The organism is Bacillus sp. 1NLA3E (genome assembly GCF_000242895.2).
Classification (GTDB): domain Bacteria; phylum Bacillota; class Bacilli; order Bacillales; family Cytobacillaceae; genus Bacillus_BU.
On record NC_021171.1, the window covers coordinates 1,603,766 to 1,627,508 of the forward strand.

Consider the following 23,743-nt stretch of genomic DNA (forward strand, 5'->3'; position numbering starts at 1 on the left):
TTCACATAGCCATCACAAACTATTTCTAAAATAAAGACAGAACAATGCGATACAGAAAGGGTTGACTCATTTTGAAAAAACAAGCAATAGCAATTATTTTATCCTGTTCTTTAGGGATGTCATTATTGGCGGGATGTTCCGCCCAAGAAACTGAAACAGCTGCCGTAAAAACGACCGAACAAAAAGTGATGAAAGGAAATTTAGAAATTGGACTTTCTGCTGATGGAAAAATAAGCCGTTCTCTTACCAATTTGAATTTTGAAGTGTCTGGTACTGTCAAGAAGATTAATGTTCAGGTAGGACAAACGGTAAAAGCTGGAGACATTCTGGCTGAACTTGACGATACAGATCTTCAACTTGCAGTCACTCAAGCAGAAAATGCATTAAGCAAGGCACAAGCAAACTATACTGATGCTGTTAATCAGCGGGAAATCAATGTTATGGACTCTAAAATTAAGGTTGATCAAGCAAAAACAAAATGGGATGCAAATTCTACTGATACTTCTCTTAAGGCAGCCTATGATCTTGAGTTGAAAAAATACCAGACCTTGGTCAACAGTAACTCGACCATACAGAACGCTAAATTAAGTATAGAAGAATCGAAAAACGATCTTCAGGAAGCAAAGAATAATTTGAACAAGATTTATCAAAAAGCTCCTATTGATGGAGAAATCCTAAAAACGAACTATAAAGTGGGAGAAGTGGTGACGGGAAGTCAATCCGGAAGTCAGGCCGGAACCAATAATGCATCTTCTACCTCAGGTACTGCCTTTATGACTATACAAGATCCTACTGTCATCTATGTGAAAGCAAGTGCTTCAGAGACTGATATTTCAGGGATTGAAAACGGTCAACAAATGAGAGTTGCTATAGACTCCGTATCTTTGGAAAATGTTCCGGGTGAAGTGGTTTCCGTCAGTGATATTCCAACAACCGACAGCTCAGGGGTTGTTACTTATGAAGTTACCGGCAAACTTACTGATCCAAATCCAATTATTAAAGATGGGATGACTTCCTTTATTACCTTCTTAAAGAAGGAAAAAACGAATGTTCTTCTCGTACCAAACAAAGCAATCTTTGTTGAAGATGGCAAGCAATATGTCAATGTTAAAAAATCTTCTGGAAAAACAGAAAAAAGAACGATTACCGGTGGATTAACGAATGGAATCCAAACCGAAGTTGTGGAAGGCCTTAAACAAGGAGAGACCGTTGTCATAGGTGGTGTTACAAAATGAAATTAGTTGAGCAGTTACGTTCCGTTATGCTCAGCGTATCTACTAATAAATTTAGGGTATTCCTGACATCGCTCGGAATCATTATAGGTACCTTTACCATTATCATGGTGGTCGGTATCGGAAAAGCCAGTGAAAAAGCCGTAGAAGACCAGTATAAGCGGCTTTCTGTTGAAAGCATTACAATATCAAAGGTCCGTGGACCTGGCAAGGGCATGGGCACTACCTCATCGAAATCTCTTACAAAACAAGATGCTCTTAAAATGTCTGAAGAGCTTACACATGTTAAGAGTGTTGGAATTAGCACGGGGACATCATCAGACATTGCAAACGGGTCAACATCTTCGACTGTAAATATCCAAGGAATCAATGAAGCTTATGCAGACATCACCAATTTGACTCCAATAAGCGGGGATTTATTTACAGATGAAGATGGGCTAATTAGAAACAAAGTGGTCGTACTTGGTTACAATTTAGCGGATCTTTTGTTTGATGGTGACATCAATGCTGCTGTAGGTACAAAGATCATGGTAAAAGGGTCACCTTATACGGTGACAGGTGTTTTGGAGCGTATTGGAGGATCAGGCGGGATTAGCAGTGGACCTAGCGGAATGTCAAGTTCTACTTCAGCTGACGATATGGCGTTTATCCCTTATGATGTTGCACTAAAGTATACAACCGGAACCGGTGGAACTAGAGGGGGAGGCGGCGGAATGGGTCAGGTCACCATTATCGCCCAGGCAAACGATATTAACAGCGTCCAGCCTGCCATCGAAGAAATCAAGCAGTATATTGGAGAAATAACGGGTGATTCTGAATCGTACACGATAGTTGATGCGGGAAGTACCCTGGCTTCTGCACAGGAGACTTCAAATACCATGTCTGCCTTGTTGATAGCGGTGGCCGCTATTGTCATGGTTGTAAGTGGAATTGGAATTATGAACGTGCTAATGGTGGCAGTTAAGGAACGAACTCGTGAGATTGGAATTCTTAAAAGTATTGGAGCAGCAAGGAAAGTCATCCTAATGGAATTCTTATTTGAGGCCATTTTTATCAGTCTTTGCGGCGGGTTGCTCGGGGTATTGCTCAGTGTATTCGCGCCATGGGTGCTGTCTTTTACTGATATAAATTATTTAGCTTCGTTTGAAGGAATTGTTCTTGGATTAGGATTTTCAGTGATTACCGGGATATTCTTTGGGTACTATCCTGCGGCAAAAGCATCAAAGTTAAAACCAATCGAAGCATTAAATTATGATTGATAGGAGTGGTAAACGTGAAACTTAAACGTTTTATTAATATATTAGCATCTATTTTAATTGTTTCCTCTATTGTGGGTTGTTCAAATTCAACCTCCTCAGAGGAAAAAACGACCACAGACCAAAGTACTGATAATAAAGCAAGTGCCAATAGCAATACAAAAGCTTTTGAGAAACCTGATTTGTACGGCGAAGTTTCTGAGGTTATTGGAAATGAAGTAATCTTGAAACTATTAAAAATGCCCGAAATGCCCGCCCAAAACGGACAAAAAGGCGGTACTAACGCTGGAAATGTTGATGATAAAGGCAGTAATGTCGCTCCAAATGGTGCTAATACTGACGGAAGCGGGGGCACAGGTACCGGTTTTGGAATGAGACAAAAAGAATACACTGGAGAAGAGAAAACGATGGTGATTCCGGTGGGTACTTCTCTTGTGAAAACGACCAGAAGTGAAACTGGGATGACTGAAAGTGAAATAAGCTTGAATGAATTGAAATCTGGCTACACTTTGTCAGTTTACTATAAGAAAGATGGCAAAACCATCGAGAAAATCAGTGTAAGAAAACCGAGAACAGGCGGTGGGCAAGGTGGAGATGCAGGAGAAGGTGGAAAATTCCGTGATTAAAATGACTGATGTCCACAAGTCATATGGCAAGGGCGAGAATAAGGTTGAAGTTTTAAAAGGAGTGTCATTAACGGTTGAAAAAGGCGAATTTGTTGCCATTCTTGGTCCCTCAGGTTCCGGAAAAACAACATTGATGAACTTAATTGGACTGATTGATACGATTGACGACGGAGATTTTTTTCTTGATGGGGTAAATATTAAAGAGCATTCAGAAAAAAGCTATGCCAAAGTCAGAAATGAAAAAGTTGGCTTCGTCTTTCAAAAATTTAACCTTATTTCTAAATATACCGCACTTTATAATGTAGCCCTTCCACTTCTCCTTCGAGGTGAAAGTTATAAAATGGCTAAGCAAAAAGCCACAGAAACATTAGAAAGAGTGGGAATTGGTGATCGGATTCATCACCGACCAAACCAGCTTTCGGGTGGTCAGCAACAGCGGGTTGCCATTGCTCGTGCATTGGTTGGCGAATGTCCTTTAATCTTGGCAGATGAGCCAACGGGTGCTCTTGACCAAAAGACAGGAAGGGAAGTTCTAGCTTTTATTCAAAAGCTTAACGATGAAGGAAAAACAATCATCATCATTACTCACGATGAAAGTATAGCTGCAAAAGCCAAAAGAACAATATACGTTGAAGACGGACTGATCAAACAGTATCCCGGAAAAACAGCTCAAGAATATACTTATTAAAAACGTACCTTTTTAAGGCAAGCTAGGAGACAGGCACTATCAAAAAAATGATGGTGCTTTTTGCTTTATTTCCATTTCTTTTAAAAAGGATATGTTAAAGCTCAATGTTGATTTTTTGCACAATGTTGATTGGAGCGGAAGGTGCGAAGACTCCTGCGGGAGCAGCGGGACAGGTGAGACCCCGCAGGCGCTTTAGCGCCGAGGAGGCTCACCGCCCGCCCCGCGGAAAGCGAAGCACCTGGAGCGGAAATCAACAGGCCCGTTAGCATAGACAATCTTATATTAAAAAACGGGATTGATTTGATGAATAAAGGTGTTAAGGAATAAATTGTATAGTGCATAAGTAGTAATCAAAATTTTGAAAAAGAACTCACCAGTTAGGAAAGTTCTCTGTTGGGGTTAAGTTTTTTTATTTCTTCAGCAATTTGATTGGCGACGGCTTCATGTCCCAATCCTTCTTCAAAAGTAATCGGTTTTCCAAAAATAACCCCCGCCGGTTTAAACCAACCACTCCTTGTACCATAAATATAGGTAGGTACAACGGGCGCTTTGCTTTTGGCAACGATAAAACCAATCCCTTTTTTTGCCTCCTGCATTTCTCCTTCTTTAGAACGAGATCCTTCGATAAAAATAGAAAATAAACCATTTTCTTTTAATATTCTTAATGTGTATTTTAGTGATTTAATGTCAGCTTGTCCTCTTTTTATTGGAAAACATCCTAATTCAGTAATAACCCAAGAGAAAAACTTGTTTTTTAAAAAAAGTTCCTCTTTTCCCATGATATACATTTTTCGTGGGGTGTATACGCCCACTAAGGGTGCATCAAAATTACTAGAATGATTCATTGCTAAAATAGCTGAACCTTCAGGTATATTTTCTATTCCTTTAATGTTAATTCTAAATCGTATGTTTAAGAGAATTCTAACAACCGTAATGGCAATTTTATAAAACAACCTAATCAAACCTTTCCTTATTTAAGCATGATAAAAGTATATTATGAGAATTCATATTAGTAAATATGTGTATTGCTTCATTTGTTCAAAATGAAATATTAATCAGCCTTGAAACAGCACATGGTAGGAATTTTTATAATAGAGCTAGGGACAAAAATAAATTTTTTCTAAAATGGTCTTGACGAAATGTATTAATACTGATAACATTTTAAATTATCTTACAATAATTAAATAATAAGAAAGCTATGATTGCTATGGATCAAACTATAGCAGGAGCAGCTTCTGGAGAGATCGCAATTATTTGCGACGCCGAAGGGTTCACAATCTCAGGCAAAAGGACAGAAGAGTACCGAATACTATTTGTTATTCTCTCGTAGAATAGTAACCGATATTATTTGTTATTCTTAACCTTGTTGAGATTGGAGATTTCCAATCTCTTTTTTTATTGTGTTTTTTACTTGGTTCATTTTTTCATCTGCAAGAAAAAGAATAATCGTTATATTTTTTACTATCAAATTAGATATGGGGGAATTAGGGTGGCACAGAAAGAGTTAAAGAGAGATCTGAAAAATCGGCACGTCCAATTAATCGCCATTGGCGGAACGATTGGAACAGGATTATTTTTAGGATCAGGGAAAGCAATCCAATTAGCTGGTCCATCTATCATCCTAGCCTATTTAATCGTTGGAATCGCCTGCTTTTTTGTCATGAGGGCTTTGGGAGAACTACTTTTATCAAATGCTGGTTATCATTCATTTACGGATTTTGCTGTGGATTATATTGGACCATGGGCAGGTTATGTAACTGGTTGGACATATTGGTTTTGTTGGATTATGACTGCTATGGCTGATATTATCGCCGTTGGTGTTTATGTACAATATTGGTTTGATATCCCTCAATGGGTACCGGCTTTAGCGGTTTTAGTTATTTTATTGGGGCTGAATTTGCTGACAGTAAAACTTTTTGGTGAGTTAGAGTTTTGGTTTGCCATCATTAAAGTGGTAACGATTCTTGCACTGATTGCAATTGGGGTTGTATTGCTAGTGATGGGTTTCAAAACAGATGCTGGAACGGTTTCTGTAAAGAATCTATGGGAATTTGGCGGTCTTTTTCCAAATGGAGTATCCGGCTTCTTACTATCGTTTCAAATGGTTGTTTTTGCTTTTGTCGGTGTTGAATTAGTCGGGATATCAGCGGCCGAAACGGCAAATCCCAAAAAAAATATTCCATCTGCAATTAATAAAATTCCGTTGAGGATCCTGTTTTTCTATGTGGGCGCACTCGTGATTCTTTTATGCATAAATCCGTGGACGCAATTGAATGCGGCTAATAGTCCTTTTGTAAAGACATTTAGTTTAGTGGGAATTCCAATTGCTGCCGGAATCATTAATTTTGTGGTCTTAACATCAGCAGCTTCTGCCTGTAATAGTGGTTTGTTTTCAACAAGCCGAATTTTATATAATTTAAGCCGTAATGAACAGGGGCCAGCAAAATTTGCTAAATTAAATAAAAACCATGTTCCTAGTAGCGCTTTGTTTACATCAACGCTTGTTCTTTCCGGTGGAGCTCTCTTGAGTAAGCTAGTTCCGGAACAAGCTTTTGGGATTGTGACGACTATTAGTGCGATTTGCTTTATATGGGTATGGAGTATTATTTTAATTTCTCATATCCGTTATACGAAATCTCGCCCAGATTTACGGGAAAAATCGATTTTTAAAGCACCGCTCACACCATTTATTAATTATGCTGTGCTCACATTTTTTGCTTTTCTGCTAATTGTTATGTTATTTGCCGAAGCAACCCGTACCGCCTTATTAATGACACCGCTATGGTTCGTACTATTATTTACCTTGTATTCTTTCAGAAAGAAAAAGGAAAAAGCGATAAGGTTAACTGCTTAAACGGTCTCATATTTAACCGCTGAGTAATGTTTTTAAAACCTCCTACTATTAAATTAAAGTAGGGGGTTTTTTTATGAATTCTCCAATGATAAAATTGCACTTTAATAGGAAGCAAAAATAACGGGAACTTCAGGTGATAAAATGATCCATACCTATTTGGGTGAGACAATCAGTTTTGATATAGTTTATAAAAAGCGGACAAGCATGGGGATTTATATAGATTTTTATGGAAATGTTGAAGTTCAGGTTCCTAAAGGAACAGCAGAAGAACAAGTGATTAAACTATTAGAGGGAAAATGGGAAATCATTCAGCAGAAAATAAAGGAAATGAAGGATAGAGCTACTGGGAGCACGGAGAAGTTCTATAATGAGGGTGAATCCTTTCTTTATTTAGGGAACACTGTTTCCATCCTAATTTCCCAGGATATAAACATCAAGAAAGACAAAGTTGTGTTGGAGGGTGATAAGCTGCACGTGTATGTGAAGGATCATGAAGATGAGAAAATAAAACAGGCTTTAAAACGTTTTTATTTTCAAAAGTGTAAAGCGCTAGTAGAGAAACGGATTCAATTCTATCAAAGCAATTTTAAATTAAAACCGCGCTCGATCCGTATTTCTGATAATAATAGTACTTGGGGTACCTGCGATTCGATGCGACAATTAACGTTCAATTGGAAGTTGGCAATGGCACCAATGGAGGTGATTGACTACGTAGTCGTTCATGAAATGTGTCATATGCTCCATATGAATCACGATCGATCCTTTTGGCGCCTTGTTGGTAAAATAATTCCCGATTATGAAGAGCGACAAAACTGGTTAACTTTATCAAGTTGGAAAATGATTGTTTAATGGATTTAGGTTATGATAAAGGCGAAGGATTATATAATAGAAGGAGTTTGGAGCGATTGAAAAATACAGAAGAAAAAAGAACATTACCTGAGAATTATGAAGAATTAAAAAAACAGGCAAATCGAACGGCTGATTGGCGAGAACGACTCCATGCAGTGGAAGAGTTAGGACAATGGAAGAATAAATACGTAATCGAGATCTTGATGCGATTAATGAAAAATGATGCTGTGTACAAGATTCAAGAAGCTGCTTACCAAAACTTGAAAAGATTAGGTGAAGATGTAGAGTTACCGCCACGGAAAAAAGGTGATTTGGTTAAAGATGTTTCTAAAGTTATCATAAGAATCAAAAAAAGTTTGCCAGAAGGTCATAGCTATAAAGAGTTTAAAGAGAAATTACAGAAGATGAGACTAGATGTGTATGATACATACGAAGGCGATATGGGAGCCGATTTTGATAAGTGGCTTAAAACCAAGTGGGAAACACTTTCTAAAAGGTAGGATTACATAATGCTTCATTATCACATAAAGCTTAAAACCCGATTTCATAACTGGAATCGGGTTTTTAGCATGCTAGGACGGATAATGATAGGGAATAGTAGAAACGAATAAACTAACTAAACTTGATCCCAATCAATTAACAATGAAAATCATTATCATATAATAGGGGTGGAAATGAATCTTTCTATTAAAAGTTTTTGTAGCATGATTTTATTTGAAAGTGAAGCGAGGGAAAGTATGCGAACTCTATTATTTCAAGGATATTTATGGGGTTATATTTTAAGTAAAGCAAACAAAACCTTTACTATCAACAAATTAAATAAAGTGGGTAAGTACAAAGAAAAATTAGAATTAATTAATAAGCTGATTTTACAATGCACAAAAAAATTGGTTAAAATTTCAGGTGCCGATGTAACAGTAACAGGAACAGATAATGTTCCTTTAGATGAACCCGTCTTATATGTTGGGAACCATCAAAGTAATATGGATATTCCCCTTTTATATTCAACTGCTCCTCAAACTATGGCGTTTGTCACAAAAAAGGAAATGGAAAAAATCCCTTTATTGGGTTATTGGATGAAAGAGCGAGGCTGCGTGTTTATCGACAGGGATAACGCTCGTAGCTCTTTAAAGGCAATTAACCAAGCCATAGAAAATTTAAAATTAGGTCATGCCATGGCGATTTTCCCTGAAGGAACAAGAAGCAAAGGTCCTCAAGTAGGAGATTTTAAATCGGGTAGTTTAAGGATAGCGATTAAATCAGGAGTTAAAGTTATTCCTGTTTCTATCAAGGATTCTTACAAATTGATCGAAAAAAATGGAAAAAATACACCTGCGAAAGTCTCTTTGCATTATTCTGAACCCATTGATTCAAAAAAATTTAAAGGGACAAACGAGCTAGCTGCAGAAGTTTTAGCACAAATAAAAAAACATTTGTAATATATCTCGGAAGTGAATTGTGTAAAAGAATTCTGGCTGTTGCCTGCTACTATTAAAATGTAGGAGGTTTTTTTCTCGTTTTAACAAAACGACATTATTATGGTGCATAAAGGTATAAATAGGTATAATAGTCATATGATATTTCAAAATAAGGAAGGAAATGAATAATATGGAATGGAATCAAGATGCAAAGGATTTATTGGAGGAACTAGTAAAACCAATCCCAGTTTTTGTACGTCCAATGGTTAAAAAGAAAATAGAGTCTATTATTTTGGATGGAGTCGAGGGAGAAAATGTATGCAAGGATGATGTGGTAAAAGGGTACATCATTGCATCACCCGGTGAAATGCAAGAACGGGCTATTAAGCTGCTAAAAGCAAAAGGAATTGATTTAGCGCCTTTTGATGATTTGCTAGGACAAGTAAAATAATAATTAAAGCAAAGGTCAACTTATGGAATAGCGTTGACCTTTGTTCATTCTTTTCGGGTTGATGGAGTAAATAGACTTCGGGGCTTTTGATCATTTTTCTTTGGTCTTAACGTGGGTAATTAACCCGTCATAATTGGTAATGTAAAACTCTATATTTGGCACTTCCTCTAATAAATGCTCCTGGACTAATAAAAAAGTATTTACACGACGTAAGTGGTCATACGGCAAAGTAGGGTATTCATTATGTTCTTTAACATATTGGTCAACCGCTTTTTGAACTTTATCCATAAGAGGGGGGATGTGTTTTTCGTGTTCTTCAAAAATATCATAGGTCTCTTTGGACAAATAAAACTTTTGCGTAGGGGTTCTTGGTAAGTATCGACGCAACTGACTAAAATCTATACTGTAATCATCGTTCACTAGTATAGTTCGATAGGTTCCCTGTGGAAGGTTGTCAGAAAATTTTCGAACCGCTTTGATAACATCTTCTTTGGTGATTTCATCTTTGAATTTATCATCGACTGCTTTTGTTTCTTTCTTTTTAGATTTAAAAAAAGGAAAAAAGAATGATTTCTCTTTATTAGTGGAAGCGTTCTCAAAAGTGTAAATTGTTCGTGCTATTAAAAGCAAACAGGCTTTGGTTTGTTCTTCGGTAAAGAAAAGTAAATCAAAGATGAAACGGATTACTGGGAATTCATCCTCTTCGTAGGGTTCTACCTCAACCATGTCATTTGAATAACTATTCAGACGCAGTTCTGCTTCAACAACTTTGGCGGTTTCAAGGGCCTCCTTGACTGTCACTTTCACTGTGGGAAAGTCTCCTTCATACCCATAAAAGGTAAAGCCTTCTGGCAGATGGTTGGTTAAAAAATATTCATAGGTTTGTTGAATTTCGGCTTCTTTCGATAACATCTGTAATTCCTCCATTTCTCTATCAAATTTATTATCACGTTATGTAGGAAAATAGGAAAAAAGGGATGATATACCATCCATTTCTATTTTACTCCCAATCTCTGAAGTTTCAATGTATTCTAAACATTCTTTTGGTTAATTCTTCCGAAAAATCAATAAATTAAGCAAGTGGACAAACCTTCAGCTTCAATGATGAACACCAGATCAAAGTGAAAAAGAGATCTTAAGATTCTGGTAGAGTATAATCAGCATAAGCAAGGTAAATGGTGGCGGCCTAATGATCGCAGAGTAAAAGCTGTCATATTGGTGGCTGTTTCTTTATATAGTTCAGGGAGGGGATCTTATGGTGAGTAAAGCTAGTATTGCTCCATGGCTTTCGGTGAGAAATGTAAAGGAGTCATTAGAATTTTATTTGGCAGCGTTCGGGGCGACTGAAGTTTATCGACTTGAAGACGATACTGGAAAGCCAGTTGTCGCTCATCTATCCATAAATGAGGCGGATTTTTGGATTCAAGAGGACCTAAACTGTAACTTTGAGTCAGCAAGTCGGGGATTTTTTCGGATGATTCTCACAGTTGAGAATCCAGATTGGGTATTCCAACAAGCCCTTTTAGCAGGAGCAGATAAAGTATCGGATGTAAGTGACGACCATGGCTGGAGAATTGGACATCTCATCGATCCCTTTGGCTACCACTGGGAAATTGGCAAGCCAATTAACTAATGTACCTGTGCTCTATGATGATGAAAATGAATAAAGTATTGCTCTAGCCATTGTTTAAAATAATGCTCCAAAGTAAACACTTGCAATATTAATGGGACAAGTAGAAAAGGAGAGATGAAAATGATAAAAAAATTAGGCCAAATTATGTTGTATGTAAATAACCAAGAAGAGATATTGAAATTTTGGACAGAGAAAGTAGGGTTTATCTTGGTTTCTGAAGAAGATAACGGCGAAGGTCTAAAATGGTTTGAAATTGCTCCAACTAAGGAAGCAGAAACTAGTTTCGTACTCCACAATAAAGAATTAATTGCTAAAATGCATCCTGAGTTAAATCTTAATACGCCTTCGCTAATGTTTTATTCGGAGGATGTCGATAAATTATATCAAGACTTTTTGGATAAAAATATTAAAGTCGGAGAAATGGTAAATATGCCTAATGGTAAGGTCTTTAACTTTGCTGATAATGAAGATAATTATTTTGCGGTCATGGAAAAGCTGTGAATATTTCCCGATACCAAAATCATAACTAACACTTCTTATAGATGGTCCATCCTAAGAAGAGAAGATGAAGGGTTTACACTTCGGTTTGTTCCGAAATGTAATCCTTCTTTATTGCTATCTTTGTCCTTGCCTAAATTTCGGTATTGACCGAAATGAGGACAACAGCAGTGTCATCACCGATATTTTTAACGTAATGTGAGACACTTGCACACCAGCTGAAAGTATCACCTTCTTCGAGAATAAACGAGTCTTCCCCTTGTTCAGCAAGGATTTTCCCCTTTAAAACAAGATGGCATTCCTCGCCTTCATGCGCTTTTTTCTCTCCTGTTGAAGCACCTGGGGGAATTTCAACCAATCTCATACTTAAACTCCCTCTCATTGCCAAATTTTCTACCTTTAAATCTGTGCCTTTTGCGATTGTATACTCTCTTTCATTTTTTCTAACAACGCTCATATGTTGATCTTTTTCTAAAAGTAAATAAGGCAAAGGAACTTTTAGGAAATTGGCGATCGTTTGCAGTGTACTGATGGATGGAGACGTGTTGTTGTTTTCGACGTTGCTTATAAATCCCTTCGATAGGCCCGTTTCCTCACACAGTTGAGCGATTGTTATTTTTTTTCTATTTCTAATTGTTCGAATTTTAGTACCGATATTCATATTTTGCCACCTCAAAAGTTTCTCAATAGTAAACTTAATTACATATTACCAAAATAATAATTGACTGGCTACACTATTATTTGTTATTATTTAAGAAACTATTATTCATATAAGGAAATAAATATAAGAATTATTAGATATGTTTTACACTCTGGTCTAATTTTAGATATCTATTTTTATTAAAATAAATCCTTGTGTAAAAAAATGAAAGGAAGAGAGTTAAATGGAAGCACCCATGATTTATGAACTTCGTCCACCAAAGAATATAATTCATGGCAAAAAGTATCCGGCCTTATTCGTCATGCATGGGATAGGAAGTAACGAACAAAACATGCTAACACTGGTTGGTGACTTAGATGATCACTTCTATATTTTCAGCATTAGAGGTCCACTAACCCACGGGCCAGGATTTTCATACTTTACCATTCAAGAATATGGTAAGCCAGATCGGGAAGTATTCGATCAGGGAATTATGAAATTAACAAACTTTATTGATTATGCAGCTAATCAGTATCCTCTGGATTTAAGCAGATTTTACTTACTTGGTTTTAGCCAGGGGGCGATTATTGCGATGACATTGGGGCTAAAACTTGGAAACAAGATTAAAGGTGTAGTGGCACTTAGCGGATATATTCCTCATTTTGTTAAGGAAGAATACGAAATCAATCCTGGCAAAGAATTATCATTATTTATTTCACATGGGCAATATGATCAGGTTCTACCATTTGAATGGGGTAAGGAAAATGTTAATTATTTTTCAAAGATAGGGGTACCAATTACTTTTAAAACTTATCCAGAAGGTCACACGGTATCCGAAAAAAATAATCAAGATTTTAAAGAATGGTTAAGGAAAGATTTATAATTGAAATCAAAAAAGGGGGAAACACAAATGATGCCATCTTTATTTATTGCTCATGGAGCGCCATTAATTGCCATAGAAAATAATGAGTACACAAAATTTTTAACTCAATTGGGGCAGACACTGCCTCGGCCAAAGGCTGTTGTATTGTTTTCGGCACATTGGGAATCTAATAGTCAAAAGGTAAGCAAAATCGATCAATATCAAACAATCCATGACTTTGGTGGATTTGATCCGGCTTTGTACCAAATTCAGTATCCTGTCCATGGTAATCAACAAATCACACAAGAAATAGAGGATCTATTCAATCAGAGTGGTGTGCCATTTGAAATCGAATCACAGCGTGGATTGGATCATGGAGCATGGATTGTCCTTCGTTTGCTGTATCCGGATGCTGATATTCCAGTTATCGCCATGTCAGTTAATCCTAACCTTACTCCAGCGGAGCAATATAAAATAGGTAAAACATTATCTGTTTTAAGAGCTAATGATGTATTAATCATAGGTAGTGGAGGGACAGTGCACAACCTAAGAGCAATCAGTTGGGCAAACGACGGACAAGTGGATCAATGGGCACTTGAATTTGATAACTGGTTAGCGGTTCATTTGAATAACTGGGATTTACCAGCTCTGTTTAAGTACGATTCACAGGCACCATCAGCCGAATTTGCTGTTCCGCCTTATGGGAAAGAGCATTTTGTTCCAATCTTTTACGCGATGGGTGCTGCAGATGACCATCAAAAAGCCAATTTACTTCATCGGAGTTTTCGATATGGAAACCTAAGCCAAAGTGTTTGGCAGTTTGGTGAAATTTAGAAGAGAATAAAAAATGAGGCCTCCTACCATGATGGTAGGAGGTTTGTTTGTGAATTCCCACATGATAAAATTAAAATTACGTATGTAACCTTTAGAAAAAAATCAGAGCACGAGTTCTATTTGTACAAAACTATATGTTTGAAGGGAGCTATATATATTATGGAAGGAAACAAAATTACATTTAATACGATTGATGAATACATAGTTCAATTTCCCCCTGAGGTTCAGGAAACACTTAAAACGTTAAGGAAAGTTATCAAAGAATTGGTCCCAGATGCAGTTGAAAAAATAAGTTATCAAATGCCAACTTTTGCTTTACACGGAAACCTCGTGCATTTTGCTGCCCATAAAAATCATATTGGATTTTATCCCGCTGCTAGTGGAATTGAGGCCTTTAAACATGAATTATCAGAATATAAAGGATCAAAAGGGGCAGTACAATTTCCAATAAATAAGCCCCTACCATATGAATTGATAAGCGAGATAGTCAAATTTAGAGCTGCTGAGAATATAAAGAAAGCTGAAGCCAAATTGAATAAGAAGAAATAATTTCAAGGAAATTCTGGTTGAATATAAAATTTAATCCCAAAAAAATAAAGTAGTTAGGGTGTTAGCTACCACACTTGGGCAAATGTCTTTTGTGGGCTTACACCCTTTCTACGATTTTGGAACAATCATTGAACTAAATGGTATGGGACGGCCAGCAAGTAGTTGTAACCACTGGTAGTTCTCTAAATGAATATTAATGGAACAATGTTATTAAAGTAAGTCTATTTAATGTAGGGAAAATAAATTTGGCATTCTACCATTATTTTTAACGAGTTATAGCCCTTACAGCTTTCCAGCCGGTATTTATAAATCTTTGCAACAGCGAGGGATATTAAGTTTAAGTGAGGCTTTATTATATGGATAAAAAAGTATTAATAATTTCTTCTGATAATACAGGTCATGGACATAAAAGCATCACAGAATCTTTGTGTGAAAAGATTGAAATGGACTGGTATTAAGGTACATGTGGTAGATGGCTTTTCACTTGGTGGGTACTGTCTGTTAAAAGAGAAGACAGGGTCATACCGATTTTAAAATAGGAAATTGGAAAGAGAGCCGCCCGTTCTAATTTTTAGAACAGGCGGCTCTTTTCTTATGACTCGTGGCGGCTATTCCAGTAGAAGCAATTTATATTAAATTACAGGAAATAGCTGGACTTTTGTCGAAGTTATTGTGATATTTTTCTATTTTAATAAAGAAGGTTATCGACTTGAATCCAAAATTGAATTACTTGTTTGTTATTCGGGGGTCAATTTTTACTGTGGCCTTTATTGTATATTTATTTAATATGTTTTTTTCTAGTCAAACTCTTGAAATGCTGTTAAATGTTATCTCCATACTGTTGTTTATGACAGCTATTATTGGGGTGGCAAGGTTTTATTTTATCATGGCGTTTGTTTTTCTGGGTGGCTCGATCACGCTTGCTATTGTTCGAGATGTTTCTTGGTTAGACATGATAAGCGGATTTTCTACAATGGTTAAACTTGTTTTGTTTATCGGAATGATTCCACTCATTTCAACACCGATTGAGAATTATATGAGCACGATTAAAAGAATGATAAGGAGCTTGAATCAAAGGGTTTCTTCCTTCCAAGTTTGTCATCTAACTACTTTCATTTTAGCGAATTTTATTAATATGGCTGCAATACCAATCTCTAAAACGATTTTTTTTCAAGACGGTACGGCAGAGGAGAGACATGTGAAATCGGAATTATCACTTCGAGCTTTCGGATTAGCCATGATGTGTTCGCCCATTGGAGCAGCCGTCGCCCTGGCGATCGATATTACAGGGACGAAATGGATCTCCCTGCTGTCTATCAATCTAATTATTATAGTTGTTGGTCTGTTTTTGTCATATCAGTTATCTAAGCGAAGCCGATTACAAATATCACAAAATATTCAAATTGAAAAAGTGATTATGCAAAAACATGATTACGTGTTATTAGGAGCTATATTTATCCCGTTTTTCCTGTACTTCATTTTTTTACTTTTGTCAGAGCGGTTTTTCTCGATAGGGATGATGGAAACGATTGTAATGAGCGTTCTCCCTTTTACGTTTTTATGGAGTTTAGTGATTAAAAAAGTGCCTGAATGGTGGGATACATGCCGATTACAAGTTTTCAAAAAAACTCCTAATTTTTTTGGACAGTTTTCGGTCATTATTAGTGCGGGTTTATTAGTCCATACATTTGAGCTAACAGGATTGAATAAATCATTAACACATATGTTACCGGGGATTGGAACAAGCTCATTCGTGTTTCTTTATATTCCAGTTGCAATTTTACTCGTCCTTATTTTATCTATCCTTGGAGTCCACCAATTTGTGGCGATGATTTTTACGAGTCAAATCATTCATCCGGGAGCACTTGGGATCAATCCGATTATATTTGCAAGTGCTTTGTTGGTGGGGTTTGCTTCAGGGATGCTCGCAAGTGCTTTTAGCGGAGCAACGATTACGATGAGCGGCCTTTTGCAAGGCACATCGTCTTACATGGTCGCCAGAAAAAACTATCCGTTTTCGGTTATTTTTATCGTGATTTCATCCGTTGTATTAATTTTACTAAACTTCATGTTAACTTGATTTTTTTAAAAATAAACCAGTTCATTAACCTTGAAGTAATTTTATACAGACCGAAGAGGGAACAGAGGTCCAAGCGGTCAATCCAAATGCAATAATGAAAAAACCTTCTCCAAAAATAAAATTCTGGGGAAGGTTTTTCTTGTTGTTTTCATTTCTTACGATAATCTTCAGGTTATTTTAGTGCCTTGCTGACTTTCAGCTTCTTTCCTTTGATGGTGGTATTCTCTAAAGCTTGAAGTACTTGTGAGCCCTTACCATTAAGAATATCGACATAAGACAAATTATCTTGGATGGTGATGATGCCGATATCATCTGCTGTGACTCCTGGAATTTTAGCAATCGTTCCCACAAAATCTACCGCTCGAATCTTTTTGTTTTTTCCACCGTTGAAATGGAGTTTCATGATATCTTTGTTTATTCGAGCTGTTTTATTATTTCTTACTACACGGCGGCCGCTTAGTTTTTCTTCGAATGCTCTTTTACCTGCAGCGACTTCCTCTGATCCAGGAGCTTCCGCTTTCTCTATCTCAAAGCCAATGTATCTTTCAATTCCTCTAACAAATTTCCCTTCATAAGGGGTCGCAAAAGTTATTGCTTTACCTTTATTTCCAGCACGCCCAGTACGTCCTGTTCGGTGCACATATCCCTCTTTTTCCATAGGGACGTCATAGTTAATAACAAGTGTCACATTATCAATATCAATTCCTCGTGCAGCTACATCAGTGGCCACTAAATAACGAAAATTCCCCATTTTGAAACCATCCATAACAGCAAACCGATCTTCCTGGTCTAATCCGCCATGGAGTCTCTCACAAGAATAATTGGCTGCTTCCAATGCGGTATACACTGAATCGACATGCTCTTTTGTTCGGCAAAAAATAAGACAGCTGTCCGGGTTTTCTACAACAGTTACATCTTTAAGAAGGGTGATTTTTTCTTCTTCTTTCACTTCGATTAAGCTATGCTCAATAGTATCCGTGGTAACCCCTGAAGCGGCAATCTCGATATGAATCGGATTTTCCATATATTCATGGCAGAGATTTTCAACATCAGTAGGTAATGTAGCAGAGAAGACCATCGTTACTCTGTTTGCAGGAAGCTCTTTGATGATCGCTTCAACTTCGTCGATAAACCCCATATTTAGCATTTCATCTGCTTCATCTATAATAAGATACTTTACTTGGTCTAAATGTAGGGTTTCTCTTTCGATGTGGTCCATAACCCTTCCTGGGGTTCCAACTACGACATGAGTTTTTTGTTTTAATTCTTCTTTTTGTTTAGAGAAGGGTTCTTTTCCATAAACGGCAATGGCTTTAATCCGTTTAAACCTTCCGATATTGGTGATATCTTCGCGAACTTGCGCGGCAAGCTCTCTAGTAGGAGTAAGAATTAATGCCTGTGGCTTTTTTTCGTCCCATTCAATCATCTCGCAAATCGGGATACCAAAGGATGCAGTCTTACCACTGCCTGTTTGTGATTTTACGACAAGATCCTGCTTTTGCATTGCTAATGGTAAGACCTCACACTGCACCTCTGTGGGTGTTTCATACTTTAACAATGTCAATGCTCTATTGATTTCATCACTTAAATTGTAATCTTCAAATCCATTTTTACTCATAAATTAACCTCGTTTTTTATTTTATTATTCGACAATATATAGGATTCCTTTTCTTCTCAAGAAATATCATATGCAAAATCAGAATATGGTTAATTATACCCGAAATACCAGACAAGACGACTTTTTTTTGAATTATACATGTAACGAAACAGTATGCTAGAATTAATTGAATATGTCTTTTAAATAAATACTGAAAAATGGAGACTAGTAAACATGGTGATTTTATTACAAAGTCACCTAAATATTACTTTATCTATTTTATTAATCCTCTTACTTGGACATGCTGATTTTAAGATGAATAGGAAAAAAATAACCACTCGCTTATTTTTTACTTGGTGGAAACGAGGTAAGGACCTTTACTTCACTCTCGATTCAAATACACGGCCTACTTTCTTAAAAAAAGTAGGTTCTTTTTGATTAATTTGAAAGAAAAGGAAGAAAAAATGACAACTACGAAAACGTATATAAACGAATGGCAGCAAGCACTGCAAAATGAAATCGTTCATTTGAAAAAGTATGGCGGAAACAGGTTTATCGTAATGAATGGTAGGCTATTATCTAGCGACGGTCCGTTTAGCTATTATTTTGATACAGCCATGCCACTAAGGATTCCAGTTGGCTCAACGATAAGACTGGAATGGGGAGGTTTGAAAAGTAGTGGACGAGTGCTTTCCGCCGAGGGAAAAGGGGTCATTCTGGCACTTGAGCAAACCTTTGGAGAACTCATCCCAGAGGCGTTTTTATTGCATGACCCATGGGAGCTGCTGGAACAGTTGATTGAGCGGTTTGATGGGATTAAAAAAAATAAACGGAAGCGATTAAGAGTAAATAAATTGATGAATCCTTCAATGGAAGCGAAGCATCCCGTTGAAAAAATTAAGAGCAATGTCCATGAACTAGTCCTGAGGTCAAAATACAACCCGGTCACCTTCGTTTGGGGACCACCTGGTACAGGTAAAACGTATACACTTGCACGAGTAGCCGCTAATAAATATTTTCAAAAGAAGCGGGTGTTGATTCTGTCGCATAGCAATCAGGCCGTTGATGTCTTGCTGGGCGAAATTTCAACTTTTGTTAAAAAGAAAGACCGATTTTGTGAGGGAGAGCTGCTTCGCTATGGAACCAATACAGGTGAAACTCTTGCTGCTCACAACGGAATTACCACAAACCAACTGATTGAAAAGCAGGACCCGAAACTAGCAGAAGACAAAGAAAAACTATTCGAAGAAAGACGTCATTTAAAACAAGATTTGTCCCTTTCTTTTAGTAAGCGAGATTCAAATGCTTTATTGGAACTTGAAACAAAGATAGCTAGAGTGCTGGAAAAAATCCGGCAACGAGAAATTCAGTTCTTAAAAGAAGCGTTAATCGTGGGTACGACTCTTGCAAAAGCAGCAAGTGATAGCGTAGTATACGAAAATGACTTTGACGTGGTTATTCTTGATGAAGCCAGTATGGCCTATGTTCCTCAGGCAGCTTTTGCAGCAACACTAGGAAAAAGAGTTATTATTTGCGGGGATTTCAAACAATTACCGCCCATCGCTTCAAGCAGGGATCCGCTTGTTGCAAAATGGCTGAAAGAGGATGTCTTCCATAGGGCAGGAGTAGTTGATTGGCTGAACGACTACAAGCTTCATCCACATCTCTTCTTATTAAAAGAACAGCGGAGAATGCATCCTGACATTTCAGCATTCACGAACCAGTATATTTACCACTCGCTGGTTGGTGATCACGAAAGTGTTCTTAAAAGTAGAAATAGGATTGTTGGGCAAAGTCCGTTCCCTGAACGGGCAGCCGTACTTTTGGATACGAGTTTTACCGGCTTACATTGTATTAGCGATCGAGTTTCGAATTCGCGGTTCAATTTATGGCAGTTGCTGTTATCATTTCAATTGGTTCATGAAGCGTACCTTGGTGGTGCTAAATCGATTGGGTATGTGACACCTTACCGTGCCCAGGCAAATTTGATGGAGTTGTTGTTGGAAGACTTATATGAACAGGAGCGACATGAAGCTGATATTATTGCCGCAACTGTACACAGGTTCCAAGGAAGCGAACGGGATGTCATGATTTTTGATACGGTGGATAGTGGACCACAGAATCGTCCAGGCATGTTGTTGACGGGTAAGGAAAGTGAGCGGTTGATTAACGTGGCGATTACACGAACAAAGGGCAAGTTTCTACACGTCAGCAATTGCGATTTTATTAAGCAACATGTTTACCGGGGTAAAACGCTAAGCCAGCTTGTCGATCATCAAGTAGGGCACAACCAGCGGATTACCACCAAAAAAATTGGATCATGGATTCAAAACCAGCACCGAAGCTTACAGTGGATTCATGCCCGCAAATTAGAGCAAGTTTTTCGGGATATAGAAACCGCCCGTTCAACGATTGTCATTTCCCTACCAGAGCAAACGGTTTTATCTGAAGAATGGAAGGCGAAGCTGATTAATAGAGATAAACTTGTGAAATTAACCATCATTTCGAAGCAGAAATGGGTGGGACTACAACTAAATGAATGGGTGGAGGATAGTGTTCCCTTTCCATTTATCATGATCGACAGCCGGATTTTCTGGCTGGGGCTGCCGCTGGAGGGGGCAAGGGGAGTTCAGCCACCATACGTTGCCGCTAGATTGGATTCCGGAAAAGTTTGCGAACACTTTTTAGGTCAGTTTATTAGCTTTCAAAATAAATAATGTTTGTTGGAGGAATTGTTCACCATTTTCTTCAATGATCTCATGATACCAAAGGCTGTTTTCGTAAACTTTGTTGCTATTTACCAAAAGAAAATTGTGGTTGATTTCCGCTTCAGGATGCTCGCTTTCCGCGGGGCGGGCGGTGAGCCTCCTCGTCGCTAAAGCTCCTCCGGGGTCTCACCTGTCCCGCTGCTCCCGCAGGAGTCTCGCACCTTCCGCTCCAATCAACTTCATTATCAACGGTGTTCTTTCAAAAAAGCCCCTTCTAGGCTCCGGTAATCTAAAAATTACTGGAGTTTTATTTTGGTTAAAATGAGGTGTTAGGTTCTATAGCCTTTTTAAATTAACTAACTGTCGCGTGTGCGTGGAAATTTAAAAAACTGAGCATATATTCCTAAATTCAAAAATCAATCCTCCTATTTTCTCATAATTCTTTATATTAATTTAATTCCGCTTAACTGCCAGTTTACATAGCTGGAGTAACATTGGTATAGAAATCAAACCATATGAATGAGGAGATGTCTTAATGAAACGAAATAGGTTTCTGGCTCTATCGCTCGCTACTGTTCTTCTAGGATCAACTTCCGGTTATGCGGCTTACACGAATTTAGTCGGCCCTAAAGAAGATGGAACGGCTATAACCCCACATGGATGGACGGTAACTCCTTCTGGTAAACAAGTAACCCTTGGCGATTTTCCAATGGGTGGTGCGTTAAGTCCTGATCACCGTTATCTTATTGTTTCCAATGATGGTCAAGGTGAGCAATCTCTTCAAGTAGTTGATGTAGAAAGCCAACAGGTTGTACAGACTATTCCTTACAAATCTCCAGAAGCACTTTATTTTGGGGTTGCTTTCAGTCAGGATGGAAAAACAGTTTATGCATCAGCTGGGGGAAACAACAAAATCCGCGTTTACGGGTTTGAAAATGGAAAGCTAGCTGAACAATCCCCAATTCCTCTTACAGATGCAAGTAAAACGAATTTTTATCCAGCTGGAGTTTCTGTATCAAAGGATGGTAAAGCCCTTTTTATTGCTAATAATTTAAATCACTCTGTTTCAAAAATAGACCTTGCTACCAAACAAATTTCAAAAACAGTAGCGGTTGGAAAAAATCCATACGCAGCCGTCTTGAGCAATGATGGAAAATCTCTTTATATCAGCAACTGGGGGGAAAGTAGCATCAGTGTCATGGATACGGAAACTTTTGCAATTAAAAGCACAATTTCTGTAGGCCTGCACCCAAACGCAATAATCGAAGATCCTGCAACCGGTACGGTCTATGTATCTAATTCCGACAGTGACTCGGTTTCCGTTGTAGATACAAAGCTCAATAGAGAAATTAAATCCATTTCATTAAGCCCATATGAAAATGCACCTGCTGGAAGTCAGCCAAATGCCCTTTCGTTAGGCTCTGATGGAAAAACGTTGTACGTTGCTAATGGAGGAAATAACGATGTGGCTGTTATCGACTTGCCGAAAGGGGAAGTAAAGGGATTAATTCCTACGGCTTGGTATCCAAGTGGTATCTATTTAAATGATGACAAACTGATGGTCCTTAATGGGAAGGGCCTTGGAGCTGGTTCAAACCGGGAAGGCCAGTACATCGGGAATATGATCAAAGGGACACTCTCCTTTATCGATGTTCCTGATGAAAAGCAATTGAAAGAATATACGAAAAAAGTAGATAAGAATAATGAAGTCTATAAACCAACTGGGTTCAGTGCAAGTGAAAAATTTCCAATTCCAAGGCTTGAAGGGGAAGAATCACCAATCAAGCATGTTATTTATGTTATCAAGGAAAATCGTACGTATGATCAGGTATTTGGAGATATGGAAAAAGGAAATGGCGATCCGAACTTGACGATCTTTGGTAAAGATATTACTCCGAATATTCATAAGCTGGCCGATCAATTCGTGTTATTGGATAACTTTTATGCGAACGCTGAAATTAGTGCGCAGGGGCATAACTGGTCAACAGCCGCTCAGGCTAACGACTATGTAGAGAAAAACTGGTTTGCAAACTACTCTGGTCGTAACCGTAGTTATGACTTCGAAGGAGGAAATGAAGCTGCCTATCCAAAAGCAGGATTCTTATGGTCAAATGCCATTCGCTCAGGAGTATCCTTCAGAAGCTATGGCGAATTCGTCAATTATGATAAAAATTCAGGAAAATATGTTGCAGCTGAAGCTGGCATGGGAAATAATTTTGACCCGGACTACCCTTCCTATAATCTCAAAATTTCTGACCTCACCCGCTTTGATAGGTGGGCAGAAGAATATAAGCAGTACGAAGCGAATGGAAATCTTCCACAGCTGCAAATCGTTCGCCTGTCTAATGATCATACGCTTGGAACAAAACCGGGAGAACTAACCCCTCAAGCTATGGTGGCACAAAACGATTATGCACTCGGAAAACTTGTTGATATGGTAAGTTCCTCTCCTTATTGGAAAGATACAGCTATTTTTGTTACGGAAGATGATGCCCAGAATGGATGGGATTCAGTTGATGCTCACCGGACAACATCGCTTGTTATCAGCCCTTACACACAAACGGGAAAGGTGGACAGCTCACAATATGATACAACGTCAATGCTTCGTACCATGGAAATGATCCTTGGAATGAAACCAATGACACAATTTGATGCTTCTGCTGTTCCGATGATCAATTCTTTCACTCATAAACCTAATTTGGCACCATTTAAGGTAGAAGAACCAACATACCCACTTGATCTTAAAAATGGTCAAAATGCACCGATGGCCCAAGAATCTGAAAAACTGGATTTCTCAGGTGTTGATCATGCTGACTCTGAAAAATTAAACAAGATACTCTGGAGAGCAACAAAAGGAAATAAACCTTTTCCAGGTGAAACAAAGAAATCCAACTAAATAATGAAAGGCTCTTTTCCAATAGATTATGGTTTTTTTAATAGGTTTTGTGAAAAAAAAACCGTTGATAAA

21 protein-coding genes and 1 riboswitch are annotated in these 23,743 nt (G+C 37.8%); of the genes, 17 read left to right on the forward strand and 4 right to left on the reverse strand.

The features are described from left to right. Positions 1-71 precede the first annotated feature (71 nt). From B1NLA3E_RS07755 to B1NLA3E_RS07770, 4 genes are read left to right on the forward strand one after another with little or no spacing between them, the layout of a single operon-like run. The gene (locus B1NLA3E_RS07755) at positions 72-1,235 is read left to right on the forward strand and encodes an efflux RND transporter periplasmic adaptor subunit (RefSeq protein WP_015593285.1); all 1,164 of its coding nucleotides are present in this window, start codon (positions 72-74) and stop codon (positions 1,233-1,235) included. After that, entirely contained in the window at positions 1,232-2,491 is a 1,260-nt protein-coding gene (locus tag B1NLA3E_RS07760; RefSeq protein WP_015593286.1) for an ABC transporter permease, read from the forward strand. Before B1NLA3E_RS07755 ends, B1NLA3E_RS07760 begins: the two co-directional genes overlap by 4 nt. Positions 2,492-2,505: 14 nt before the next feature. After that, positions 2,506-3,114, forward strand: coding sequence for a hypothetical protein (locus B1NLA3E_RS07765; protein WP_041580384.1), 609 nt, complete (start codon positions 2,506-2,508; stop codon positions 3,112-3,114). 1 nt (position 3,115) lies between these two features. Continuing rightward, on the forward strand, positions 3,116-3,802 hold the full coding sequence (locus B1NLA3E_RS07770; RefSeq protein ID WP_236619647.1) for an ABC transporter ATP-binding protein: 687 nt from the start codon (positions 3,116-3,118) through the stop codon (positions 3,800-3,802). 377 nt (positions 3,803-4,179) lie between these two features. On the opposite strand, the gene B1NLA3E_RS07775 is transcribed toward B1NLA3E_RS07770, so the two are convergent. After that, positions 4,180-4,755, reverse strand: a complete 576-nt coding sequence (locus tag B1NLA3E_RS07775; protein WP_041580385.1) for a lysophospholipid acyltransferase family protein — start codon at positions 4,753-4,755, stop codon at positions 4,180-4,182. A gap of 272 nt (positions 4,756-5,027) precedes the next feature. After that, positions 5,028-5,107, forward strand: a riboswitch (glycine riboswitch). A 184-nt stretch (positions 5,108-5,291) separates the two neighbouring features. On the opposite strand from B1NLA3E_RS07775, the gene B1NLA3E_RS07780 reads away from it, so the two are divergent. The 5 genes from B1NLA3E_RS07780 (at position 5,292) to B1NLA3E_RS07800 (ending at position 9,374) form a co-directional block, all read left to right on the forward strand. Then, positions 5,292-6,656 carry an amino acid permease gene (locus tag B1NLA3E_RS07780; protein ID WP_041580386.1) on the forward strand — a complete coding sequence of 455 codons (1,365 nt, stop codon included), beginning with the start codon at positions 5,292-5,294 and terminating at the stop codon, positions 6,654-6,656. 141 nt (positions 6,657-6,797) lie between these two features. Next, positions 6,798-7,505, forward strand: coding sequence for a M48 family metallopeptidase (locus B1NLA3E_RS07785; RefSeq protein ID WP_015593291.1), 708 nt, complete (start codon positions 6,798-6,800; stop codon positions 7,503-7,505). A 56-nt stretch (positions 7,506-7,561) separates the two neighbouring features. Next, positions 7,562-8,005: a HEAT repeat domain-containing protein gene (locus B1NLA3E_RS07790; protein WP_015593292.1), complete on the forward strand. Its 444-nt coding sequence runs from the start codon at positions 7,562-7,564 to the stop codon at positions 8,003-8,005. Positions 8,006-8,179: 174 nt separating this feature from the next. Further along, on the forward strand, positions 8,180-8,944 hold the full coding sequence (locus B1NLA3E_RS07795) for a lysophospholipid acyltransferase family protein (protein WP_015593293.1): 765 nt from the start codon (positions 8,180-8,182) through the stop codon (positions 8,942-8,944). A 169-nt stretch (positions 8,945-9,113) separates the two neighbouring features. After that, a complete protein-coding gene (locus B1NLA3E_RS07800; protein ID WP_051120134.1) occupies positions 9,114-9,374 on the forward strand; it encodes a DUF2621 family protein in 261 nt (86 codons plus the stop codon). Positions 9,375-9,464: 90 nt separating this feature from the next. Here B1NLA3E_RS07800 and B1NLA3E_RS23235 read toward each other — a convergent pair whose 3' ends face one another. Beyond that, complete coding sequence (locus tag B1NLA3E_RS23235) at positions 9,465-10,286, reverse strand: DUF3939 domain-containing protein (RefSeq protein WP_015593295.1); 822 nt, start codon at positions 10,284-10,286, stop codon at positions 9,465-9,467. 343 nt (positions 10,287-10,629) lie between these two features. Between B1NLA3E_RS23235 and B1NLA3E_RS07810 the strand changes: the two genes are divergently transcribed. Continuing rightward, a complete protein-coding gene (locus tag B1NLA3E_RS07810) occupies positions 10,630-11,007 on the forward strand; it encodes a VOC family protein (RefSeq protein ID WP_015593296.1) in 378 nt (125 codons plus the stop codon). A gap of 120 nt (positions 11,008-11,127) precedes the next feature. Further along, positions 11,128-11,508, forward strand: a complete 381-nt coding sequence (locus tag B1NLA3E_RS07815; protein WP_015593297.1) for a VOC family protein — start codon at positions 11,128-11,130, stop codon at positions 11,506-11,508. A 130-nt stretch (positions 11,509-11,638) separates the two neighbouring features. Here the strand turns inward: B1NLA3E_RS07815 and B1NLA3E_RS07820 are convergent, their stop codons facing one another. Continuing rightward, positions 11,639-12,166 carry a helix-turn-helix domain-containing protein gene (locus B1NLA3E_RS07820; protein ID WP_015593298.1) on the reverse strand — a complete coding sequence of 176 codons (528 nt, stop codon included), beginning with the start codon at positions 12,164-12,166 and terminating at the stop codon, positions 11,639-11,641. Positions 12,167-12,389: 223 nt separating this feature from the next. On the opposite strand from B1NLA3E_RS07820, the gene B1NLA3E_RS07825 reads away from it, so the two are divergent. The 4 genes from B1NLA3E_RS07825 to B1NLA3E_RS07840 all read left to right on the forward strand — a co-directional run bounded on the left by B1NLA3E_RS07825 (position 12,390) and on the right by B1NLA3E_RS07840 (position 16,470). Beyond that, complete coding sequence (locus B1NLA3E_RS07825) at positions 12,390-13,028, forward strand: alpha/beta hydrolase (RefSeq protein WP_015593299.1); 639 nt, start codon at positions 12,390-12,392, stop codon at positions 13,026-13,028. Between the two features lie 27 nt (positions 13,029-13,055). Further along, positions 13,056-13,841 (forward strand): dioxygenase family protein, encoded by a 786-nt coding sequence (locus B1NLA3E_RS07830; protein ID WP_041580387.1) that lies wholly within the window; start codon positions 13,056-13,058, stop codon positions 13,839-13,841. 159 nt (positions 13,842-14,000) lie between these two features. Further along, positions 14,001-14,390, forward strand: a complete 390-nt coding sequence (locus tag B1NLA3E_RS07835; protein WP_015593301.1) for an iron chaperone — start codon at positions 14,001-14,003, stop codon at positions 14,388-14,390. 709 nt (positions 14,391-15,099) lie between these two features. Then, positions 15,100-16,470, forward strand: coding sequence for a hypothetical protein (locus B1NLA3E_RS07840; protein ID WP_041580388.1), 1,371 nt, complete (start codon positions 15,100-15,102; stop codon positions 16,468-16,470). A 172-nt stretch (positions 16,471-16,642) separates the two neighbouring features. Here the strand turns inward: B1NLA3E_RS07840 and B1NLA3E_RS07845 are convergent, their stop codons facing one another. Continuing rightward, positions 16,643-18,088, reverse strand: coding sequence for a DEAD/DEAH box helicase (locus tag B1NLA3E_RS07845; protein WP_015593303.1), 1,446 nt, complete (start codon positions 18,086-18,088; stop codon positions 16,643-16,645). A 443-nt stretch (positions 18,089-18,531) separates the two neighbouring features. Between B1NLA3E_RS07845 and B1NLA3E_RS07855 the strand changes: the two genes are divergently transcribed. Beyond that, positions 18,532-20,784 carry an AAA domain-containing protein gene (locus B1NLA3E_RS07855; protein ID WP_041580962.1) on the forward strand — a complete coding sequence of 751 codons (2,253 nt, stop codon included), beginning with the start codon at positions 18,532-18,534 and terminating at the stop codon, positions 20,782-20,784. A gap of 526 nt (positions 20,785-21,310) precedes the next feature. After that, positions 21,311-23,671 (forward strand): bifunctional YncE family protein/alkaline phosphatase family protein, encoded by a 2,361-nt coding sequence (locus B1NLA3E_RS07860; protein WP_015593306.1) that lies wholly within the window; start codon positions 21,311-21,313, stop codon positions 23,669-23,671. Positions 23,672-23,743 lie beyond the last annotated feature (72 nt).

Excerpts from the sequence above, each read along its gene's own strand:
- B1NLA3E_RS07760 (WP_015593286.1), top strand. The coding sequence starts at position 1,232 with ATGAAATTAGTTGAGCAGTTACGTTCCGTTATGCTCAGCGTATCTACT.
- B1NLA3E_RS07770 (WP_236619647.1), top strand. The coding sequence starts at position 3,116 with ATGACTGATGTCCACAAGTCATATGGCAAGGGCGAGAATAAGGTTGAA.
- B1NLA3E_RS07785 (WP_015593291.1), top strand. The coding sequence starts at position 6,798 with ATGATCCATACCTATTTGGGTGAGACAATCAGTTTTGATATAGTTTAT.
- B1NLA3E_RS07795 (WP_015593293.1), top strand. The coding sequence starts at position 8,180 with ATGAATCTTTCTATTAAAAGTTTTTGTAGCATGATTTTATTTGAAAGT.
- B1NLA3E_RS07800 (WP_051120134.1), top strand. The coding sequence starts at position 9,114 with ATGGAATGGAATCAAGATGCAAAGGATTTATTGGAGGAACTAGTAAAA.
- B1NLA3E_RS23235 (WP_015593295.1), bottom strand. The coding sequence starts at position 10,286 with ATGTTATCGAAAGAAGCCGAAATTCAACAAACCTATGAATATTTTTTA.
- B1NLA3E_RS07810 (WP_015593296.1), top strand. The coding sequence starts at position 10,630 with ATGGTGAGTAAAGCTAGTATTGCTCCATGGCTTTCGGTGAGAAATGTA.
- B1NLA3E_RS07815 (WP_015593297.1), top strand. The coding sequence starts at position 11,128 with ATGATAAAAAAATTAGGCCAAATTATGTTGTATGTAAATAACCAAGAA.
- B1NLA3E_RS07820 (WP_015593298.1), bottom strand. The coding sequence starts at position 12,166 with ATGAATATCGGTACTAAAATTCGAACAATTAGAAATAGAAAAAAAATA.
- B1NLA3E_RS07825 (WP_015593299.1), top strand. The coding sequence starts at position 12,390 with ATGGAAGCACCCATGATTTATGAACTTCGTCCACCAAAGAATATAATT.
- B1NLA3E_RS07830 (WP_041580387.1), top strand. The coding sequence starts at position 13,056 with ATGATGCCATCTTTATTTATTGCTCATGGAGCGCCATTAATTGCCATA.
- B1NLA3E_RS07835 (WP_015593301.1), top strand. The coding sequence starts at position 14,001 with ATGGAAGGAAACAAAATTACATTTAATACGATTGATGAATACATAGTT.
- B1NLA3E_RS07845 (WP_015593303.1), bottom strand. The coding sequence starts at position 18,088 with ATGAGTAAAAATGGATTTGAAGATTACAATTTAAGTGATGAAATCAAT.
- B1NLA3E_RS07855 (WP_041580962.1), top strand. The coding sequence starts at position 18,532 with ATGACAACTACGAAAACGTATATAAACGAATGGCAGCAAGCACTGCAA.
- B1NLA3E_RS07860 (WP_015593306.1), top strand. The coding sequence starts at position 21,311 with ATGAAACGAAATAGGTTTCTGGCTCTATCGCTCGCTACTGTTCTTCTA.